The sequence below is a fragment of the Ruegeria sp. BHSC223 genome, from assembly GCF_059613025.1.
The window spans coordinates 176,694-191,735 of record NZ_JBXWRR010000001.1; the positions used below are offsets into that span (position 1 = coordinate 176,694).

Annotated in this window: 15 protein-coding genes; 3 read left to right on the forward strand and 12 right to left on the reverse strand. The window is 65.3% G+C overall.

The window, feature by feature from the left end:
* Positions 1-43: 43 nt before the first annotated feature.
* The 5 genes from AC2FNY_RS00880 to AC2FNY_RS00900 all read right to left on the reverse strand — a co-directional run bounded on the left by AC2FNY_RS00880 (position 44) and on the right by AC2FNY_RS00900 (position 5,882).
* The gene (locus AC2FNY_RS00880) at positions 44-697 is read right to left on the reverse strand and encodes an SH3 domain-containing protein (RefSeq protein WP_496801345.1); all 654 of its coding nucleotides are present in this window, start codon (positions 695-697) and stop codon (positions 44-46) included.
* A gap of 2 nt (positions 698-699) precedes the next feature.
* On the reverse strand, positions 700-2,367 hold the full coding sequence (locus tag AC2FNY_RS00885; protein ID WP_496801346.1) for a tetratricopeptide repeat protein: 1,668 nt from the start codon (positions 2,365-2,367) through the stop codon (positions 700-702).
* Positions 2,368-2,424: 57 nt separating this feature from the next.
* Positions 2,425-3,633, reverse strand: a complete 1,209-nt coding sequence (locus AC2FNY_RS00890) for a multidrug effflux MFS transporter (protein WP_496801347.1) — start codon at positions 3,631-3,633, stop codon at positions 2,425-2,427.
* 78 nt (positions 3,634-3,711) lie between these two features.
* A complete protein-coding gene (locus AC2FNY_RS00895) occupies positions 3,712-4,368 on the reverse strand; it encodes a DsbA family oxidoreductase (RefSeq protein WP_011047796.1) in 657 nt (218 codons plus the stop codon).
* Positions 4,365-5,882, reverse strand: coding sequence for a class I adenylate-forming enzyme family protein (locus tag AC2FNY_RS00900; RefSeq protein WP_496801348.1), 1,518 nt, complete (start codon positions 5,880-5,882; stop codon positions 4,365-4,367). Before AC2FNY_RS00900 ends, AC2FNY_RS00895 begins: the two co-directional genes overlap by 4 nt.
* 64 nt (positions 5,883-5,946) lie before the next feature.
* Here AC2FNY_RS00900 and AC2FNY_RS00905 point away from each other — a divergent pair, with 64 nt between their 5' ends.
* The gene (locus AC2FNY_RS00905) at positions 5,947-6,570 is read left to right on the forward strand and encodes a helix-turn-helix domain-containing protein (protein ID WP_234136858.1); all 624 of its coding nucleotides are present in this window, start codon (positions 5,947-5,949) and stop codon (positions 6,568-6,570) included.
* Between the two features lie 8 nt (positions 6,571-6,578).
* Here AC2FNY_RS00905 and AC2FNY_RS00910 read toward each other — a convergent pair whose 3' ends face one another.
* Positions 6,579-6,803: a hypothetical protein gene (locus tag AC2FNY_RS00910; RefSeq protein ID WP_234136857.1), complete on the reverse strand. Its 225-nt coding sequence runs from the start codon at positions 6,801-6,803 to the stop codon at positions 6,579-6,581.
* Positions 6,804-6,952: 149 nt separating this feature from the next.
* Positions 6,953-8,767: an extracellular solute-binding protein gene (locus AC2FNY_RS00915; protein WP_496801349.1), complete on the reverse strand. Its 1,815-nt coding sequence runs from the start codon at positions 8,765-8,767 to the stop codon at positions 6,953-6,955.
* A gap of 404 nt (positions 8,768-9,171) precedes the next feature.
* Here AC2FNY_RS00915 and AC2FNY_RS00920 point away from each other — a divergent pair, with 404 nt between their 5' ends.
* Together AC2FNY_RS00920 and AC2FNY_RS00925 are read left to right on the forward strand one after the other, a co-directional pair.
* Positions 9,172-9,945, forward strand: a complete 774-nt coding sequence (locus AC2FNY_RS00920) for a 3-hydroxybutyrate dehydrogenase (RefSeq protein WP_496801350.1) — start codon at positions 9,172-9,174, stop codon at positions 9,943-9,945.
* A gap of 93 nt (positions 9,946-10,038) precedes the next feature.
* The gene (locus tag AC2FNY_RS00925) at positions 10,039-11,070 is read left to right on the forward strand and encodes a patatin-like phospholipase family protein (RefSeq protein WP_496801351.1); all 1,032 of its coding nucleotides are present in this window, start codon (positions 10,039-10,041) and stop codon (positions 11,068-11,070) included.
* On the opposite strand, the gene AC2FNY_RS00930 is transcribed toward AC2FNY_RS00925, so the two are convergent.
* From AC2FNY_RS00930 to AC2FNY_RS00950, 5 genes are all read right to left on the reverse strand, one after another.
* Positions 11,067-11,573, reverse strand: a complete 507-nt coding sequence (locus tag AC2FNY_RS00930; RefSeq protein WP_234175625.1) for a GNAT family N-acetyltransferase — start codon at positions 11,571-11,573, stop codon at positions 11,067-11,069. The genes AC2FNY_RS00925 and AC2FNY_RS00930 overlap by 4 nt on opposite strands.
* Entirely contained in the window at positions 11,570-12,244 is a 675-nt protein-coding gene (locus AC2FNY_RS00935) for a DUF502 domain-containing protein (protein ID WP_234136852.1), read from the reverse strand. The genes AC2FNY_RS00930 and AC2FNY_RS00935 overlap by 4 nt, the downstream gene beginning before the upstream one ends.
* 77 nt (positions 12,245-12,321) lie before the next feature.
* Positions 12,322-13,236 carry a pseudouridine-5'-phosphate glycosidase gene (locus AC2FNY_RS00940; protein ID WP_496801352.1) on the reverse strand — a complete coding sequence of 305 codons (915 nt, stop codon included), beginning with the start codon at positions 13,234-13,236 and terminating at the stop codon, positions 12,322-12,324.
* Positions 13,233-14,126, reverse strand: a complete 894-nt coding sequence (locus tag AC2FNY_RS00945) for a PfkB family carbohydrate kinase (protein ID WP_496801353.1) — start codon at positions 14,124-14,126, stop codon at positions 13,233-13,235. The genes AC2FNY_RS00940 and AC2FNY_RS00945 overlap by 4 nt, the downstream gene beginning before the upstream one ends.
* Before the next feature lie 54 nt (positions 14,127-14,180).
* Positions 14,181-14,984: a glutathione S-transferase family protein gene (locus tag AC2FNY_RS00950; RefSeq protein ID WP_496801354.1), complete on the reverse strand. Its 804-nt coding sequence runs from the start codon at positions 14,982-14,984 to the stop codon at positions 14,181-14,183.
* Positions 14,985-15,042 lie beyond the last annotated feature (58 nt).

Consider the following 15,042-nt stretch of genomic DNA (forward strand, 5'->3'; position numbering starts at 1 on the left):
TGCTCACAAAATCTTCGCCGAAGATTTTGTCCCCCCCGCGCGGTCAGCGCCCGCTGGCGAAGGTGCAGAGGTGCCAAGGGCCTTCGGACGATTGCACAAGCGCCGCGCGGGGGCCGGACATCGGTGTCAGGTAATCGCGATGCAGATAGCCGCGTGTGCTGTCTGACAGGATCACCGCCCGATACTCGGCCTCGGGGTCGAACCCGGCGGCAAGTACCACCTCGAAACTGACCCGCGTCAGGATATCCCCGCTCCGGTCCGGGGCTTGGCGCAGGTTCACATTCTCGCCGTTGACAAAAAAGGCTTGCGCGGGGTCGATCCGGGCTGGCAGCTGGATGCGCCAATGATAGGGCATCCAGAATTCCCCCTCGGCATCGAAATAGCCCGGGGCGGCCAGCGCCTCGGCCAGCATCTGCCAGCGGCCTTCGACCGCGCTTTCGGAGTTCGTCTCCGAAACGGTCAGCATCTGGCGCAGCTCTTCCGGCCCGCCCGGGCCGTCATCGCTGAGGCTCAGATCGGGGCAGGTGGCGGCACTCACGCCATCCAGATCGCGCGCGGCCACTGCCGCGCGCAGCGTGTCGCGCGCGGCAAGAACGGCCGGATTGTCCGCGGCCTCGTCCCTGGGGGGGAAGCTCTGGCGTTCGGCCAGCACCGGTTGGGCGAGGCTCAGCAGAAGCGGCAAAAGGACCGCGCGCATGCTCATCCCGCCGCCCGCATTGCCGCCTGGGCGCAGAAGCACGAGGCCCCGACCGCCCGGTCGGCACGTGCCAGCGTCAGATCCAGCCGCTGGCGGATCTGGACGATCTCGACCGCCTCGCCGCGCGCTTTCAGACAGTCGTGCAAGCCCTTGAGGCTCCAAACGTTATCGGGGTGAACGGCGGCGCGGCTGAGTTGACCACCCAAGCCAAGATCGGCACGATAGACCGCCTCGGCCTCGTCCACGTGACCCTGTTCGAACAGCAGAGCGCCCAGGGCGTGGCGCGTGGGCTGCATCCAGCCCCAGGGCTCATCATAAGGCAGATTGTCGTCCAATTCGACCGAGCGACGCAGATGGGCATAGGCCAGATCATAGTTACCCTTCCGGTATTCGATCTCACCACGCAGCATTTCCTTTGCGATCTCAAGCAGGTCGACGACGCGGTTGTTGTGAAGCAGCCGGCTTTCGGGCACCCGGGCGGCGGCGGTCAGGAACACCTGTTCCTCGGCCTCCGCCTCGGCCACCCGACCGGTGGCGGCAAAGGCGACGGCACGGGCGTAATGCACGGTTGCGGTCAGGCAGCGGTACAGGTCGGGATCGGCGGGCGGCTCCAGCGCGATGGCCCTGTCCCATTGGCCGAAGCGGATCAGGATATGCGGTTCCATCGCCATGTAGCTTTCGAAGTAATCCGCCATGGGCGGGCTTTCCATGCGCAGCATCTCTTCGGGGACCGAGGCCCAGAGATCGCGATTGGCCTCCAGCGCGGGCTGCATCTGGCCCAGAAACAGGGCGCCATAGATGGCGAAATGGCAATTGTGGATGCGATAGCCGGTGTAGATGTTGAACGCGCCCTCGCGATCGAGATATTTCCAGTCGGCCAGCGTGGCGCGGCGGTTCCAGCGCACCACATCGTGATACTGGCCGCAAAGCACGTCGATATGGGTGGGCATATGCACCAGGTGACCGGCATCGGGCACCAATGTGCGCAGCACATCCGCCGCCTTCAGCGCCTTTTCGGGGGTGGGCGACATCTCCATCAGATGCACATAGAGGTGCAGAAGGCCCGGATGGCGCATCGCGCCCGGGGCCTTGCCAAGGGCGGTTTCAAGCACTTCCTGCGCCTCGCGGGTGGCGGCCCCGGGGGCGGGCTGGCCGGTGGCCAGATCCCACATCTTCCACGGGGTCAGGTTCAGCAGGCTTTCGGCATAGATCGCGCGCAGGTCGAGGTGACCGGGATGCGCGGCAAAGGCGGCGCGCATGGCATCGGCGAAATCATGGTCCCAGCGGTGCATGTCTGCGTCCAGTTCCCGCTGCGGATAGCGCGCGGGCAGGGCGCGGATCAGCGCCTGTTCGACCGGGGTACAGCCCGCGACCCGCGCCAGCGCGGCCTGGGACGCGTCAAAAGATGTGGCCAGCGCCTCGGCCCGGGTGGCGCTGTCCCAGCGCTCCCACGGCATGTTGTAATTGGGGCCGCTGGCATAGGCGAGGCCCCAATGGGCCATGGCGCAGTCCGGGTCATGTTCAAGCGCGCGGCGGAAACAGGCGGCGGCCTCGGCATGGTTATAGCCATAGGTCCAGATCAGGCCCCGGTCGAACCACAGCTGCGCCTCGGGCGCGGCGGTGGTCACCGGGCAGCTGTATTGACCCAGGTCATAGCCGTAGTCGGTCATGGTCACCTCCCTGTGCTTTCAGCCCGAGACTAGAGCAGGTGACACGACAGGAAAAGGTCAGGCGATCACCCGCTCCTCGATCCGGCCCATATGCAGCATCAGGGCAAAGCCCAGCGCGCACATGAACAGGATGCCGGTGGTCAGCGGCGCCATCGAGCCATCAAACAGCAGGCCGACAGGGGCGGCGATGGCGGCGGCCAGCACCGTTGACACCGCCCCGATGACCGAGGCCGCCATACCCGCGATATGGCCCATCGGCTCCATCGCGATGGCGTTGAGGTTGCCCAGCGTGGTGCCGGCCATGAAGAAAACCGCCGTCTGCCAGGCCACGAACAGGCCGAACCGCGCGTCGGGAGACATCTCGACCCAGCCGCTGGCGATCATGCAAGCGGTGAATACGATCTGCGCGCCCAGTGACCAGGTCACCATCCGGCGCATGCCCAGCCGCACCACCAGCGCCGCGTTGAGAAGGCTGGCCGAGCCCGACATCAGCGCCACCAGCGCGAACCAGAAGGGAAAGCTGTCGGCGCGGTCGTGGATCACGTCATAAACCGGCTGCACCATGGTCAGCATGGTAAACAGTGTGCCCATGCACAGTGTCTGCACCATGATCGACAGGCGCACGGTGGGATGGGCGAACATCTGGCGCACCGCATCGGCCAATAGCGGGCCGCGAAACGGGCGGCGGTTCTCGACCGGCAGCGATTCCGGCAGGCGCAGCCCCATCCACAGCACAACAATGGTAGAGAACAGGATGAACGAGAGGAATATGCCGCGCCAGCCGACCAGCGCGATCACGCCCGCGCCCAACAGTGGTGCCACCGCCGGCACCAGGGTAAAGATCAGCATCGCAATCGACACGATCCGTGCCATCTGGCGCCCGGCATAAAGGTCGCGCACCACGGCCATGGCCACCACGCGCGGCCCGGCAGCGCCCAGACCCTGGGCGACACGGGCGGCCAGCACCAGCTCGAGCGACGAGCTGAACAAGGCCACCGCGCTGGCCAGGATATAAAGCGCCGCACCGCCATAGATCACCGGTTTGCGGCCAAAGGCATCCGACAGCGGACCGGTAAAGAACGTGCCTATGCCCATGCCCAACACGAACGAGGTCAGGATCAGCTGCGCCCGGTTCACCGCATCGGGGCTCAGTTCCTGCCCGATCTCGGGCAGGGCGGGCAGCATCGAGTCGATGGAAAAGGCGATGGTTGCGAACATCATCGCGATCAGCGCGATGAACTCGGCCTTGGACATCCGGTCTGCCATCTGGGGGTCTCCTCTGCTTTGGCGCTAACATGGGCGGGCAGAGGGGACCAGTTCAGAACCGCACAGATATCTGTGCGTTCATGCGGAGGTGGTCTCGATCTGAGACATGATTTCGCGGATCACCTGTTCCCACAGCTCCGGCGGTTGCGCGCCCGGAACTGCGTGCTGGTTGGCGACGATGAAGGTCGGGACCGAGCTGACCCCCATCTCGCGCGAATGGCTGTCGCGCTTGGCGATATCGTCGCGGTCGGCATCAGATTTCAGCAGTTTCAGGACCACGGCGGCATCCATGCCGATACTGTCGGCGATATCGGCCAGCACCTCGGCGTCACCGATATCGCGGCCCTCGGTGAAATAGGCGGCAAAGAGGGCATCGACGGCCTCTGTCTGCTTGCCCTCGACCCCGGCCCAGTGGATCAGGCGATGGGCGTCCAGCGTGTTCGGGGTGCGCTGCATCGCCTCGAAGTCGATGGCCAGCCCGGCCTTTTCGGCATGTTCCACCACCGGCGCATAGGCGCGCACCGCGCCCTCCTTGCCGCCGAACTTGCGCTCCAGATACTCGCGCCGGTCCATGCCCTCGGGGGCCATGTCGGGGTTGAGCTGGAAGGGGTGCCATTCGATCACGAATGGATGGTCCGGGATCGCCGCCAGCGCCTTGTCCAGCTGGGTCTTGCCGATATAGCACCAGGGGCAGATCGGATCGGACAGGATGTCGAGCTTGACGGTCTGGGTCATGGTTGCGGGGCCTTGAAATAGGCCGGGAGTGCCCGGCGCAGGAGTTTGCCATTGCCACCCGTGGGCAGCGCCGGAAGATGCACAAAGGCGCGCGGCTGCTTGTAGCGGGCCAGATTGGCCTCGACATAGGTGCTCAGCGCGCCCGCGTCCAGTTCGGCGGGGCCGGTATAGAAGGCGGCGATGATATAGGTGTCGGGTTTCACCTCGACGGCGGCGGCGCCGACCTGTTCGATGCCGGGAAAGCGGATCAGCGCGGCCTCGACCTCGACCGGCGAGACGCGATAGCCGCCTGCATTCATCATGTCATCGTCGCGGCCCAGATAGGTGATCTGCCCGTCGATGGCCATGGCACCCTGATCGCCGGTCAGGAACCAGTCGCCCTGCATCCGGGCGGCAGCTTCGTCGGGCGCGTTCAGATAACCCAGCATCAGGCCGGGGTCGCCCCGATGCACCGCGATTGTGCCGGGCTGGCCCTGCGGCACCGGCCCGTCGGGGCCGAGGATGGCGACGCGGCGGCCCACCTGCGGCTGTCCCAGAGCGTCACCACGCGCCGGATGGGCGGGGCTGGAAGAGATGAAGGTCGAGCATTCGGACATGCCGAAGGCCTCGTACAACTCGGTCCCGGTGGCGCGGGTCCAGCTTTCGTGCAAGGCGCGCGGCAGTTTTTCGCCCGCGCACAGGCCATGGCGCAAAGCGGGCAGGTCGAGCGCGCCCGCCCCTTGCAGCATCTTGCGAAACACACCGGGCGCTGCGGCAAAGAGTGTGGCGCCATGGGCGGCCAGCAGGGAGGGCAGGGCGGCGATATCGGTGCCGGGTTCGGGGATCAGCGCGGTGGCGCCGATGGCCCAGGGGTCCATCAGCCCGGTGCCAAGCGTATAGGTCCAGTTGAAGGCACCCGCATGGCACAGCCGGTCTTCGGGCGTCAGACCGTACCAGCCCTCGACCATCATCTGCCGTGCCCAGATGGCGCGATGGGCATGGGCCACGGCGCGCGGCTTGCCCGAGGTGCCCGAGGTATAGACCGCATAGGCCAGCCGCTCGGGGTCGCCCAGCGCATAGTTGGCGGGCGGCAGGGCATGCATGGCGTTCAGCGCCTCGATGCCGATCTGTTTGCGATGCGGGGCACAGGCCACATCGGGCGCGCGCAGGATGGCGGCGGGCGCCAGGTCGGCGATCATGCGCGCGGTCTCGGGCTCGGTCAGTTGCGACGAGGTCGGCACCGGCACGATCCCCGCCGCGATGGCGCCCAGATAGGCGATCGGAAACTCGACCGTGTTTCCCAGCCGCATCAGCACGATGTCGCCGGGCGCAAGACCCGCCTGCAACAGCCCCGTCGCGGTGCCCAGAATGGCCTGTTCCAGGCGGGCATAGCGCCACTCCTCGGCGCCATCGGGACGCAGCACCGACAGCGCTACCTTGTCGGGCTGGCGGCGGGCGTGGCGCATTACATGGGCGGCCAGGTTGAACGGGGCGGGGCAGGGCGGCGGCGGCCCTTGGTCAAAGATCGACAGCATGGCCCTTGGCTAGCCCGACACCGCGCCCGTTGCAAGCGGGCGCGGCTGCGCCTATAGACCGGTCATGACCAAGCGCGACCCGTCATCCCTGATCCGTATCGCCCGCGAAAACGGCGCCGAGGCCGAAGCCGAACCGCTGGATCTGGGCGCGCGCGTGCGCGAGTTGCGCAAGGCGCGCGACTGGACGCTGGAACAGGCGGCCAGTCAGGCCGGTCTTGCCCGCTCGACGCTGAGCAAGATCGAGAACGGCCAGATGTCGCCCACCTATGAGGCGCTGAAGAAGCTGGCGGTGGGGCTGCAAATCTCGGTGCCCCAGCTGTTCACCCCACCGCAAAAAGGGCAGGTGAACGGGCGCATGACGGTGACAAAATCCGGCTCCGGCTCGGGCCACGCCACCGCCACCTATGAACACGAACTGCTTGCCGACAGCCTGACCAAGAAACAGATGCTGCCCTATCGCGCCCGCGTCCGCGCCCGCACGATGGAGGAGTTCGACGGCTGGGTCCGCCATGACGGCGAAGAATTCCTGTATGTGCTGACCGGGGTGATCCGGCTTTACACCGAATTCTATGAGCCGATCGAGATGCGCCGGGGCGACAGCGCCTATTACGATGCCTCGATGGGCCATAACGTGGTGTCGGTCAGCGACGAGGACGCCACCATCCTTTGGGTCACATCGCTGACCTGAGGCAATGCCTAGTCATCAAGTTCGCGGCTGAGCGTTTCGACATAGAGAAAATCCTCCAGCTCCTCGCGCGCTTCTGACAGGGTCAGGTTGTGGCGGGCGGCCAGATAGGCTTCGAATCGGCCGCGGTCGAGCTTCAGGAAAGGCATGTCACCATCATCCAGATTGGGAAACCGCCGCTTTGCACGTGCAAAGGAGCTTGCCCAATCCTGTGTCAGGTCGGTCCAGGTCAACATCGCTGAGCATTCCTTCGTGGGTGGTTGACGGAAACGCTCCTCCCCTGCCTCAGCCTAGAAATGTAACAGCTTTGCAAGCACCGGGCAAAACGCCGCACGACATTTGGGCGAATATTTGCTGGCGTCACAGCTTTAGCGTGTTGCGAAGGTCAGTCCTGGTACCACCAGACATCCGGCATGTATTGAGGCCCGTCGCCATAGATCGGTGGATTGGGCGGAAAGCGCAGCTGCCTGATATGGGCGATGCGTCCCACATCGAAGCGCCATATCGGGATCACATAGCGTCCGGCGGTCAATACCCGATCCAGCGCGCGGGTTGCCTCGGTCATTTCCTCCTGTGTGGTGGCCGCCAGCATGGCGTCGATCATGGCGTCGATGGCGGGCGAAGCCGCGCCCATCAGGTTGCGGCTGCCCGGCTGGCCCGCGCTGTGCGAGCCCCAATAGAGCCATTGTTCGTTACCGGGCGATAGCGACAGGTCGCGGCGGAACGGGGTCAGGTCGAAATCCAGATCGGCCACGCGGGCGGTATATTGGGCGTTGTCCACCTTTTCGATCCGCGCCGCGATGCCCAGCCGTTCCAGCGCGCGGGTATAGATCTCGAGCACCGTCTGCATGTCGCTGTCGCCCTGGCGCAGCAGAAACCGCAGCACCAGCGGGGTGCCTTCGGAATCCAGCAGCTGGCCCTGCTCGATACGGAACCCGGCCTGTTCCAGCATTTGCGCGGCGCGGCGCAGATTGGCGCGGTTGCGCGCGGTGCCATCGCCCCGGGGCAGGGCATAGCCTTCGAGCGTTCCGGGCGGCAGGTCGGCGGCAAAGGGGGCCAGCAACTCGGCCTCGCGCCCGCTGGCGGGGCCAGGCCGATAGGCCAGATCGGTGCCCGAGAAATACGAGGTGATGCGCGGCATCACCCCGCCGGTCACCGTGTCGTTGATGAACTCGAAATTGAAGGCCAACAGCAGCGCCTCGCGCAGGCGCCAGTCATCGAAGGGTGCGCGCAGGGTGTTGATCACGAAACCAGTCATCCCCGAAGGCTTTCCATGGGCGATCTCGGTCTTGATCACATCGCCCCGCTGGGCGGCCGGGAAGTCATAGGCGCTGTCCCATTTCTGGGCATTGAACTCGCGAATGGCGCTCAACTCGCCGGCTTTGAACGCCTCCATCAGCACCGCACCATCGCCGAAAAAGTCGATCCGCATCTCGTCGAAGTTCATGGTGCCGCGGCGAAAGCCCAGATGGGCGCCCCAATAGTCGGGATTTCGGGCAAAGCTCACGTAGCGCCCCGGCTCATAGGCCGAGACCACATAGGGACCGGTGCCGATGGGGATGTCGTGTATGCTGCCTTCGGCCAGGCTGCGCCCCTCCCATTGCGCCTTTTGCAGGATCGGGCGCAGGCCCGCCAGCATGGCCAGTTCGCGGTCGTCATCGGCGAAAGTGATGCGCACGCTGCGTGGCCCCGTCGCCTCGATACTGGCGATGCGCGACCAGAAACCGCGATAGCGCAGATGCCCCTCGGTGCCCAAAGTCCGGTAGGACCAGATCACATCCTCGACCGTGACCGGGCTGCCATCCGAGAATCGGGCCTCCTTGCGCAGGGTGAATTCGACCCAGGAGCGGTCCGGCGGCGTCTCGACCGATTCGGCCAAAAGACCGTAAAGCGTGAACGGCTCATCCCAGGATCGGCCCATCAGGCTCTCGTAGGACCAGAACGGCATCTGCCATGGATAGGTGCCTTTTTGGGCAAATGGATTGAGGCTGTCGAAGCCGCCGGTATTGCCGAACACGATCCGACCGCCCTTGGGCGCGTCGGGGTTGGCATAGGGCAGGGACACAAAATCCGGTGGCAGGGCGGGCTCACCATACATAGCTATGGCGTGACGTGATTCTGCATGGGCTAAACTGGTGCCCAATACAAAGGCGATTCCCGCCGTCAGCAGGCGGAACTGTCGGAAATAATCTAGTCGCACTTGCGCAACAATCCTGCTCGGGCCTTATTTTCTTGACCCTCACTCTAACGATGGTTTCACGTCTTTTCAAACTTTTAGCTTGGATGCGGGCGCGGAATTGCTTATAAAGGGGTCACTGCTCGATAGGTTTCTTGCCTGTATGAAACCTGCCTCAATAACTTAACGCCCGCCTTGTGCGGGCGTTTTTTTTTGGCAGCGCGGATAGCGCAGCAGCAGAAACCCGCACAGCCATGCGCGCTTCATTCCGCCCGAAATACTCCGGGGGAGGCGACAAAATTCTGCGAATTTTGTGCAGGGGGGCTGCGCCCCCTTTCTGCCAATGACCCCCGGAAATACCCGTTTTCTTTGCAGGTGCAGCATGGCAGGGTGTTGCGCGACAGAACCTGTTGCAGAGAGGGAAAGACATGTCGCTAAACGGCAAGACCGCCATCGTTACCGGATCGAATTCGGGCATCGGACTGGGCATCGCGCGCGAATTGGCCCGGGCGGGCGCCGATGTGGTTCTGAATTCCTTCACCGACCGCGACGAGGATCATGCACTGGCCACAGCGCTGGCCGACGAGTTCGGGGTGAGCGCCCGCTATGTCAAGGCTGACATGTCCAGGGGAGCGGAGTGCCGGGCGCTGATCGCGCAGGCCGGGCGTTGCGATATCCTGGTCAACAATGCCGGTATCCAGCATGTGGCGCCGATCGACGAATTCCCGCAGGAGAAGTGGGATGCGATCATCGCCATCAACATGAACTCGGCCTTTCACACCATGGCCGCCGCGCTGCCGATGATGCGGGCGGCGGGCTGGGGCCGGATCGTCAACATCGCCTCGGCTCATGGTCTGACCGCCTCGCCTTTCAAGGCGGCCTATGTGGCCGCCAAGCATGGGGTGGTCGGCATGACCAAGACCGTGGCGCTGGAAACCGCGCAGGAACCGATCACCTGCAACGCCATCTGCCCCGGCTATGTGCTGACCCCGCTGGTCGAGGCGCAGATCCCCGACACGATGGAGAAATACGGGATGAGCCGCGAGGACGTGATCAAGAAGGTCATGCTGGAACGTCAGCCCTCCAAGGAATTTGCTACTGTTGAACAATTGGGCGGCACCGCCGTGTTCCTGTGTTCCGATGCGGCGGCCCAGATCACCGGCACCACGATCAGTGTCGATGGCGGCTGGACCGCACTTTGAGCCGAGGGCGGAGGGGGGGCTCTGCCCCCCGGCACAAAATTCGCAGAATTTTGTCGCCTCCCCCCGGAGTATTTTTAGCGAAATGAAGGGGGGATGGCGGTGCGTCGGATCAATCTTGCCTTGCAGGGCGGTGGCGCGCATGGCGCTTTCACCTGGGGCGTGCTCGACCGCTTGCTGGACGAGACGGATGTCGAGGTGGCGGCGATCACCGGCACTTCGGCCGGGGCGCTGAACGGGGCCGCCTTCAAGGCCGGCATGGTGGCCGGAGGGCGCGCGGGCGCTCGCGCCGCGCTGGACCGGGTCTGGCGGCGCATGGGCGCGGTCAATGACGACCGGATCAGTGGCTGGCTGGGGGCCGGGGATCCGGCGCAGCTGGCCCGGATGCTTGAATATTCCGCCCCCTTTGCCCTGGCCGAAACATGGTCGCGTCTCGTCTCGCCCTATGCCTATGGGCCATTCTACGGCAATCCCCTGCGCCCTGTGGTCGAGGCGCTGGATTTCGCCAATGTCTGCGCCCATGAGGGGCCAAAGCTCTATATCTGCGCCACAAGGGTGCGCACCGGCAAGATCCGGGTCTTTGCCGAGGAGGAGATCAGCACCGACGCCATCCTCGCCTCGGCCTGTCTGCCGACCCTGTTCCAGGCGATCGAGATCGACGACCCCGAGACCGGGCGGCGCGAAGCCTATTGGGATGGTGGCTATACCGGCAATCCGGCGCTGTTCCCGCTGTTCAACCGCGACCTGCCCGACGATGTGGTGATCGTCAACATCAACCCGCTGGAGCGTGATGCGCTGCCGGTCACGCCGCAGCAGATCCAGAACCGGATCAACGAGATCAGCTTCAACTCGTCCCTGTTGCGCGAGTTGCGGGCGATCCGCTTCGTGCAGCGGCTGTTGGAGGATGGCACACTGGAGCGGGGGCGGATGAGCCGGGTCCTGGTTCATATGATCGCCGATGACGCGCTGATGAACAGCCTGTCGGTGGCAACCAAGGTGGTTCCGCTGCCCCAGATCCTGGATCGGCTGAAACAGGCGGGCCGGGCGGCGGCGGACGGTTTCCTGAAGGCCCACAAGGACGATCTGGGTCAGCGCTCCACTGTCGATATGGAGGCCATGTTCGGCTAGGCCCCGGCCTCGATCTGGAACACATGGTTCAGATAGGCGTTCTCGTTCAGCCGGAAATGGGTGTCGCCCACATGGGCAAATCCACGCGCGCGGTAGAACCGCAACGCACGGTCATTCTCGGAACTGGCCATGAGCCAGGCAAGCGTGCCGGGAGCCAACCCCGCCAGCCCGGCCCGCAACAGCGCGCGGCCCAGCCCGGCGGCCTGATGGCGCGGCTGCACATAAAGCTTGTCGATCTCGACCCGGGCATGGCCCGCCGGGGCCGGGCTGTCATTCCTGAGATGCAGATAACCGCCGATCCCCTCGGCGCAATCGGCCACCAGCACCGTGCTGGCAGGGGCTGCGATCAGCGCCTCCATGGCGGCAGGGGTAAAGCTGGTCAGGACATAGTCGGCATAATCCGCCCGCACACCGTGTTTGACATAGGTGGCGAGCCAGACCTCGATCGAGAGCGCGGCCAGCGGGGCGGCGTCTTCGGACCGGGCGGCGCGAATGACGCTCACTCGTCGCTCTTCTGCTTGTCGTTGGGATAGACAAGGCCCGCCGAGATCACCAGCTTGGCCGCGTCCTCGACCGACATGTCGAGGATGATCACGTCCTCTTCGGGGAAATAGAGCAGAAAGCCCGAGGTCGGGTTGGGCGTGGTGGGGACAAACACGCTCATCAACCGGCCGCCGGTCTCGGCCTTGTCGGCGATCTCGCCCTTGGCGGTGGTCGAGACAAAGCCGATGGCCCAGATGCCCCGGCGCGGATACTGGATCAGGCAGGCCTGTTCGAAGCTGCGTTCGGTCTGGGCAAACACCGTTTCCGAGATCTGCTTGATCCCGGAATAGACCGAGCGCACCACCGGCATCCGGTCGACCAGCCCTTCGGCATACTGGATCAGCGAGCGGCCGATGATGCCCTTGGCGATCCAGCCCACAAGGATGGTGAAGACCAGCAGGAAGATGACCCCGACACCGCGCAGGTTGATGCCGATATACTGTTCGGGGCGGAATTGATGCGGCACCAGCGGCAGAACGAAGCTGTCGACCCAGCCGACCACGGACCAGAACAGCCAGATGGTCAGGCTGACCGGCGCGATCACCACGATGCCGGTCAGGAACGAGGCGCGCAGCCCGGCGAACCGGCGGGGTTTCACATGGTGGGGTTCTTCGTCAAAGGGTGTGTTCATCGGGTCCGTCCGCGCGTTTCTGGGCGAACGTAGTCATTCCGCCGCGCGCCCGCAATGGGGGGCTTGGGAAACGCCCGTCAGCCCCCCAGCGCGATCAGATCCCGGGCGATTTTCGCAGCCAGCCGCGCATTATTGCGCACCAGCGCGATATTGGCCGTCAGCGAGCGGCCCCCGGTCGCCTCGAAAATCGCCTGTAGCAGGAAGGGCGTCACCGCCTTGCCCGCAATCCCCTGCGCATCGGCCTGGGCCTGCGCCTGGGCGATGACGGGGGCCAGATCCTCGGCGGCGATCTGGTCGGCGGTCGGGATCGGGTTGGCGACCAGCTGGCCGCCCGGCAGGCCCAGCGCGCGTCGGGCGGCATGGGCGCGGGCGATGCTGGCGCTGTCATCCATCCTGAGCGGCGCGGGCAGGTCAGAGGTGGCCGACCAGAAGGCGGGAAAGCTGTCCTGCCCATAGGCGATGACCGGCACGCCCAGGGTTTCCAGCACCTCAAGGGTCTTGGGCAGGTCGAGAATGGCCTTGGCCCCGGCAGCGACCACGGTGACCGGGGTCTGGGCCAGTTCGTGCAGGTCTGCCGAGATGTCAAAGCTCTGTTCGGCCCCCTTGTGCACCCCGCCGATGCCGCCGGTGGCAAATACCTCGATCCCGGCAAAGCGGGCGGCGATCATGGTGGCGGCCACGGTTGTGGCGCCGGTGCCGCCGGTGGCGATACAGGCGGCCATGTCGGCGCGCGAGAGTTTCGCCACCCCCTGCGCCTGTCCCAGCGCATCAAGCTGATCGGGTTCCAGTCCCACATGCAGCCGCCCCTCGATCACCGCGATGGTGGCGGGCACGGCGCCGGCGTCGCGGATGTCCTGTTCGACTGCGCGGGCGGTCTCGACATTCTGCGGGTAAGGCATGCCATGGGTGATGATGGTGCTTTCCAGCGCCACGATGGGGGTGCCCGCGACACGGGCGGCGTGAACCTCGGCGGACAGGTGCAGGTCGATCACAGGGGGGTCTCTCCGGATACATAGGTTGCGGCGGCGTGCAGCGCGCGCGACAGGGCTTGGTCGCGGTCGGCGCCCTGCGCCTCGGCGGCGATATGGGCCGCCATGAATGTGTCGCCCGCGCCGGTCACGCGGGTGACCAGAACAGCGGGCGGGGTCTGGGTGATCAGGCGATTGGCGTCACCCTCGCTGGCCGAGCGTCCGCCATCGGTGACCAGCACCCGCTGGGCGCCGCGCTCCAGCAGGGTTTGGGCGGCGCTGGCGGAGTCGGTGAACTCGGTCTGGCAGAGCAGGCCCGCCTCCTCGAGATTGACATAAAGCGTGGCGCGGCCCTGACGCACGAAGGGCAAGAGCCGCTCGGCCTTGCCGGGCGAGGCCGGGGCCACCCGCAGGTCGGCGCGGGCAAAGGCGGGGCTGTGCGCGATCTCTTCGAGCAGCGCCAGAGTCAGGTTGCCATCCAGCGCCACCGGCCCGGCATGGGGTGCGGCGGCACTGCCCAGCGGCCCGTCCAGCACCGGGCGCAGGATCTTGGCACCCGCCGCCTCGAGCGAATGGGCATCGGCGATGGCGGCGATCAGCCCGTTGGCGCCCTCGACCGCCATATAGCGGTCGGTCGGCAGGTCCTCCGAGCGATAGACATGATCGGTGTTCATGCCCATCTGGGCGCAGGCGCGGATCAACTCGTCGCCTTCGGCATCGCGGCCGATGGCGGTGAGCAGGGTGGGGCGCATGCCAAAGCGCGCCAGCGTCATGGCGATGTTCATGGCGACGCCGCCGGGCAGGCGGGTGATCCGGCCCGGCACGTCCGAACCCTGCCGCATATGGCTGGCCGAGCGTCCGATCACGTCCCACAGGACCGAGCCGATACAGAGGATATCCGAGGTTTGGGTCATCCTGCCCTCATGCCGCAGGGCGCGGGCGGGTGCAAGCGGGCATGCATATCCCGCTCAGGCGGATACGAGGCCAAGTGCCGCGTCCGAGGCAGTGCCATCATATTTTTCGCGCGGAGGCCACGGCCGTGACCGCCAGTCCGGTTCGAAGGCGAAACTTGACACCGTGCGCCCATCGACCAGCGCGCCGTTCCCGGCGCCAAGCGCGTAATCGTAGTAAAGCTTTACGATCTCTTCCTCGCTCACCTGACCGGTGGCGGGGTGTGCCATGCAGGCCGTGCGCCAGGCACGAACCCGGTCATAGGCCGGATCGTCGGGCAGCGCGAAATCCTCATAATAATCCAGGAACCAGAACCTTTTGAAGATCGGCGTGTAAACCGCCTCGGCCAGTCCGAACGCGTCGAACAACCATGTACCAGTGGGATTGTGTTCGACAAGAAAATCGTCGAGGCCGCGATAGAGGCCCAGCAGCCTGTCCAGATGCGCCGCGCGCTGTGATCGGTCCTGGTTCATCACGTAGAGATAACCCGCGGTGACAAACGCGCCCTCTTTGGCGATCAGCATGGATTCGATCGCATGTTCCGCCGGGTCGCTGCGCCGCACCGCGCCGCCGGGCAGAACCTCGTCGAGATAGCGCAGAATGACGAGGCTTTCCTTGATGATCCTGCCGTCCGGCGTTTCCAGCACGGGCAGGGCCGTGGTTCCACGGGTCTTGGCCAACAACTCCGGATCGCGTGGCCGGGTGATGTCGACAACGCGGAACTCGACCGCATCGGTCAGACCGCGCAGCGCCAGAAGTATCTCGATCCGTTGTGAAAAGGGGCAGACTGGAATGTGGTAGATGATGAATTTGCCGGACAAGGTGTTTGCTCCTGGTTCGTGTTGTCAAAAACGGATCAGTCCAATCTTCTGATGCCGA

Bases quoted from the DNA above. Each gene is read 5' to 3' on its own strand.
- AC2FNY_RS00910 (WP_234136857.1), bottom strand. From the start codon at position 6,803: ATGTTGACCTGGACCGACCTGACACAGGATTGGGCAAGCTCCTTTGCA.
- AC2FNY_RS00920 (WP_496801350.1), top strand. From the start codon at position 9,172: ATGTCGCTAAACGGCAAGACCGCCATCGTTACCGGATCGAATTCGGGC.
- AC2FNY_RS00895 (WP_011047796.1), bottom strand. From the start codon at position 4,368: ATGACCCAGACCGTCAAGCTCGACATCCTGTCCGATCCGATCTGCCCC.
- AC2FNY_RS00925 (WP_496801351.1), top strand. From the start codon at position 10,039: ATGGCGGTGCGTCGGATCAATCTTGCCTTGCAGGGCGGTGGCGCGCAT.
- AC2FNY_RS00900 (WP_496801348.1), bottom strand. From the start codon at position 5,882: ATGCTGTCGATCTTTGACCAAGGGCCGCCGCCGCCCTGCCCCGCCCCG.
- AC2FNY_RS00890 (WP_496801347.1), bottom strand. From the start codon at position 3,633: ATGGCAGACCGGATGTCCAAGGCCGAGTTCATCGCGCTGATCGCGATG.
- AC2FNY_RS00880 (WP_496801345.1), bottom strand. From the start codon at position 697: ATGCGCGCGGTCCTTTTGCCGCTTCTGCTGAGCCTCGCCCAACCGGTG.
- AC2FNY_RS00935 (WP_234136852.1), bottom strand. From the start codon at position 12,244: ATGAACACACCCTTTGACGAAGAACCCCACCATGTGAAACCCCGCCGG.
- AC2FNY_RS00905 (WP_234136858.1), top strand. From the start codon at position 5,947: ATGACCAAGCGCGACCCGTCATCCCTGATCCGTATCGCCCGCGAAAAC.
- AC2FNY_RS00945 (WP_496801353.1), bottom strand. From the start codon at position 14,126: ATGACCCAAACCTCGGATATCCTCTGTATCGGCTCGGTCCTGTGGGAC.
- AC2FNY_RS00885 (WP_496801346.1), bottom strand. From the start codon at position 2,367: ATGACCGACTACGGCTATGACCTGGGTCAATACAGCTGCCCGGTGACC.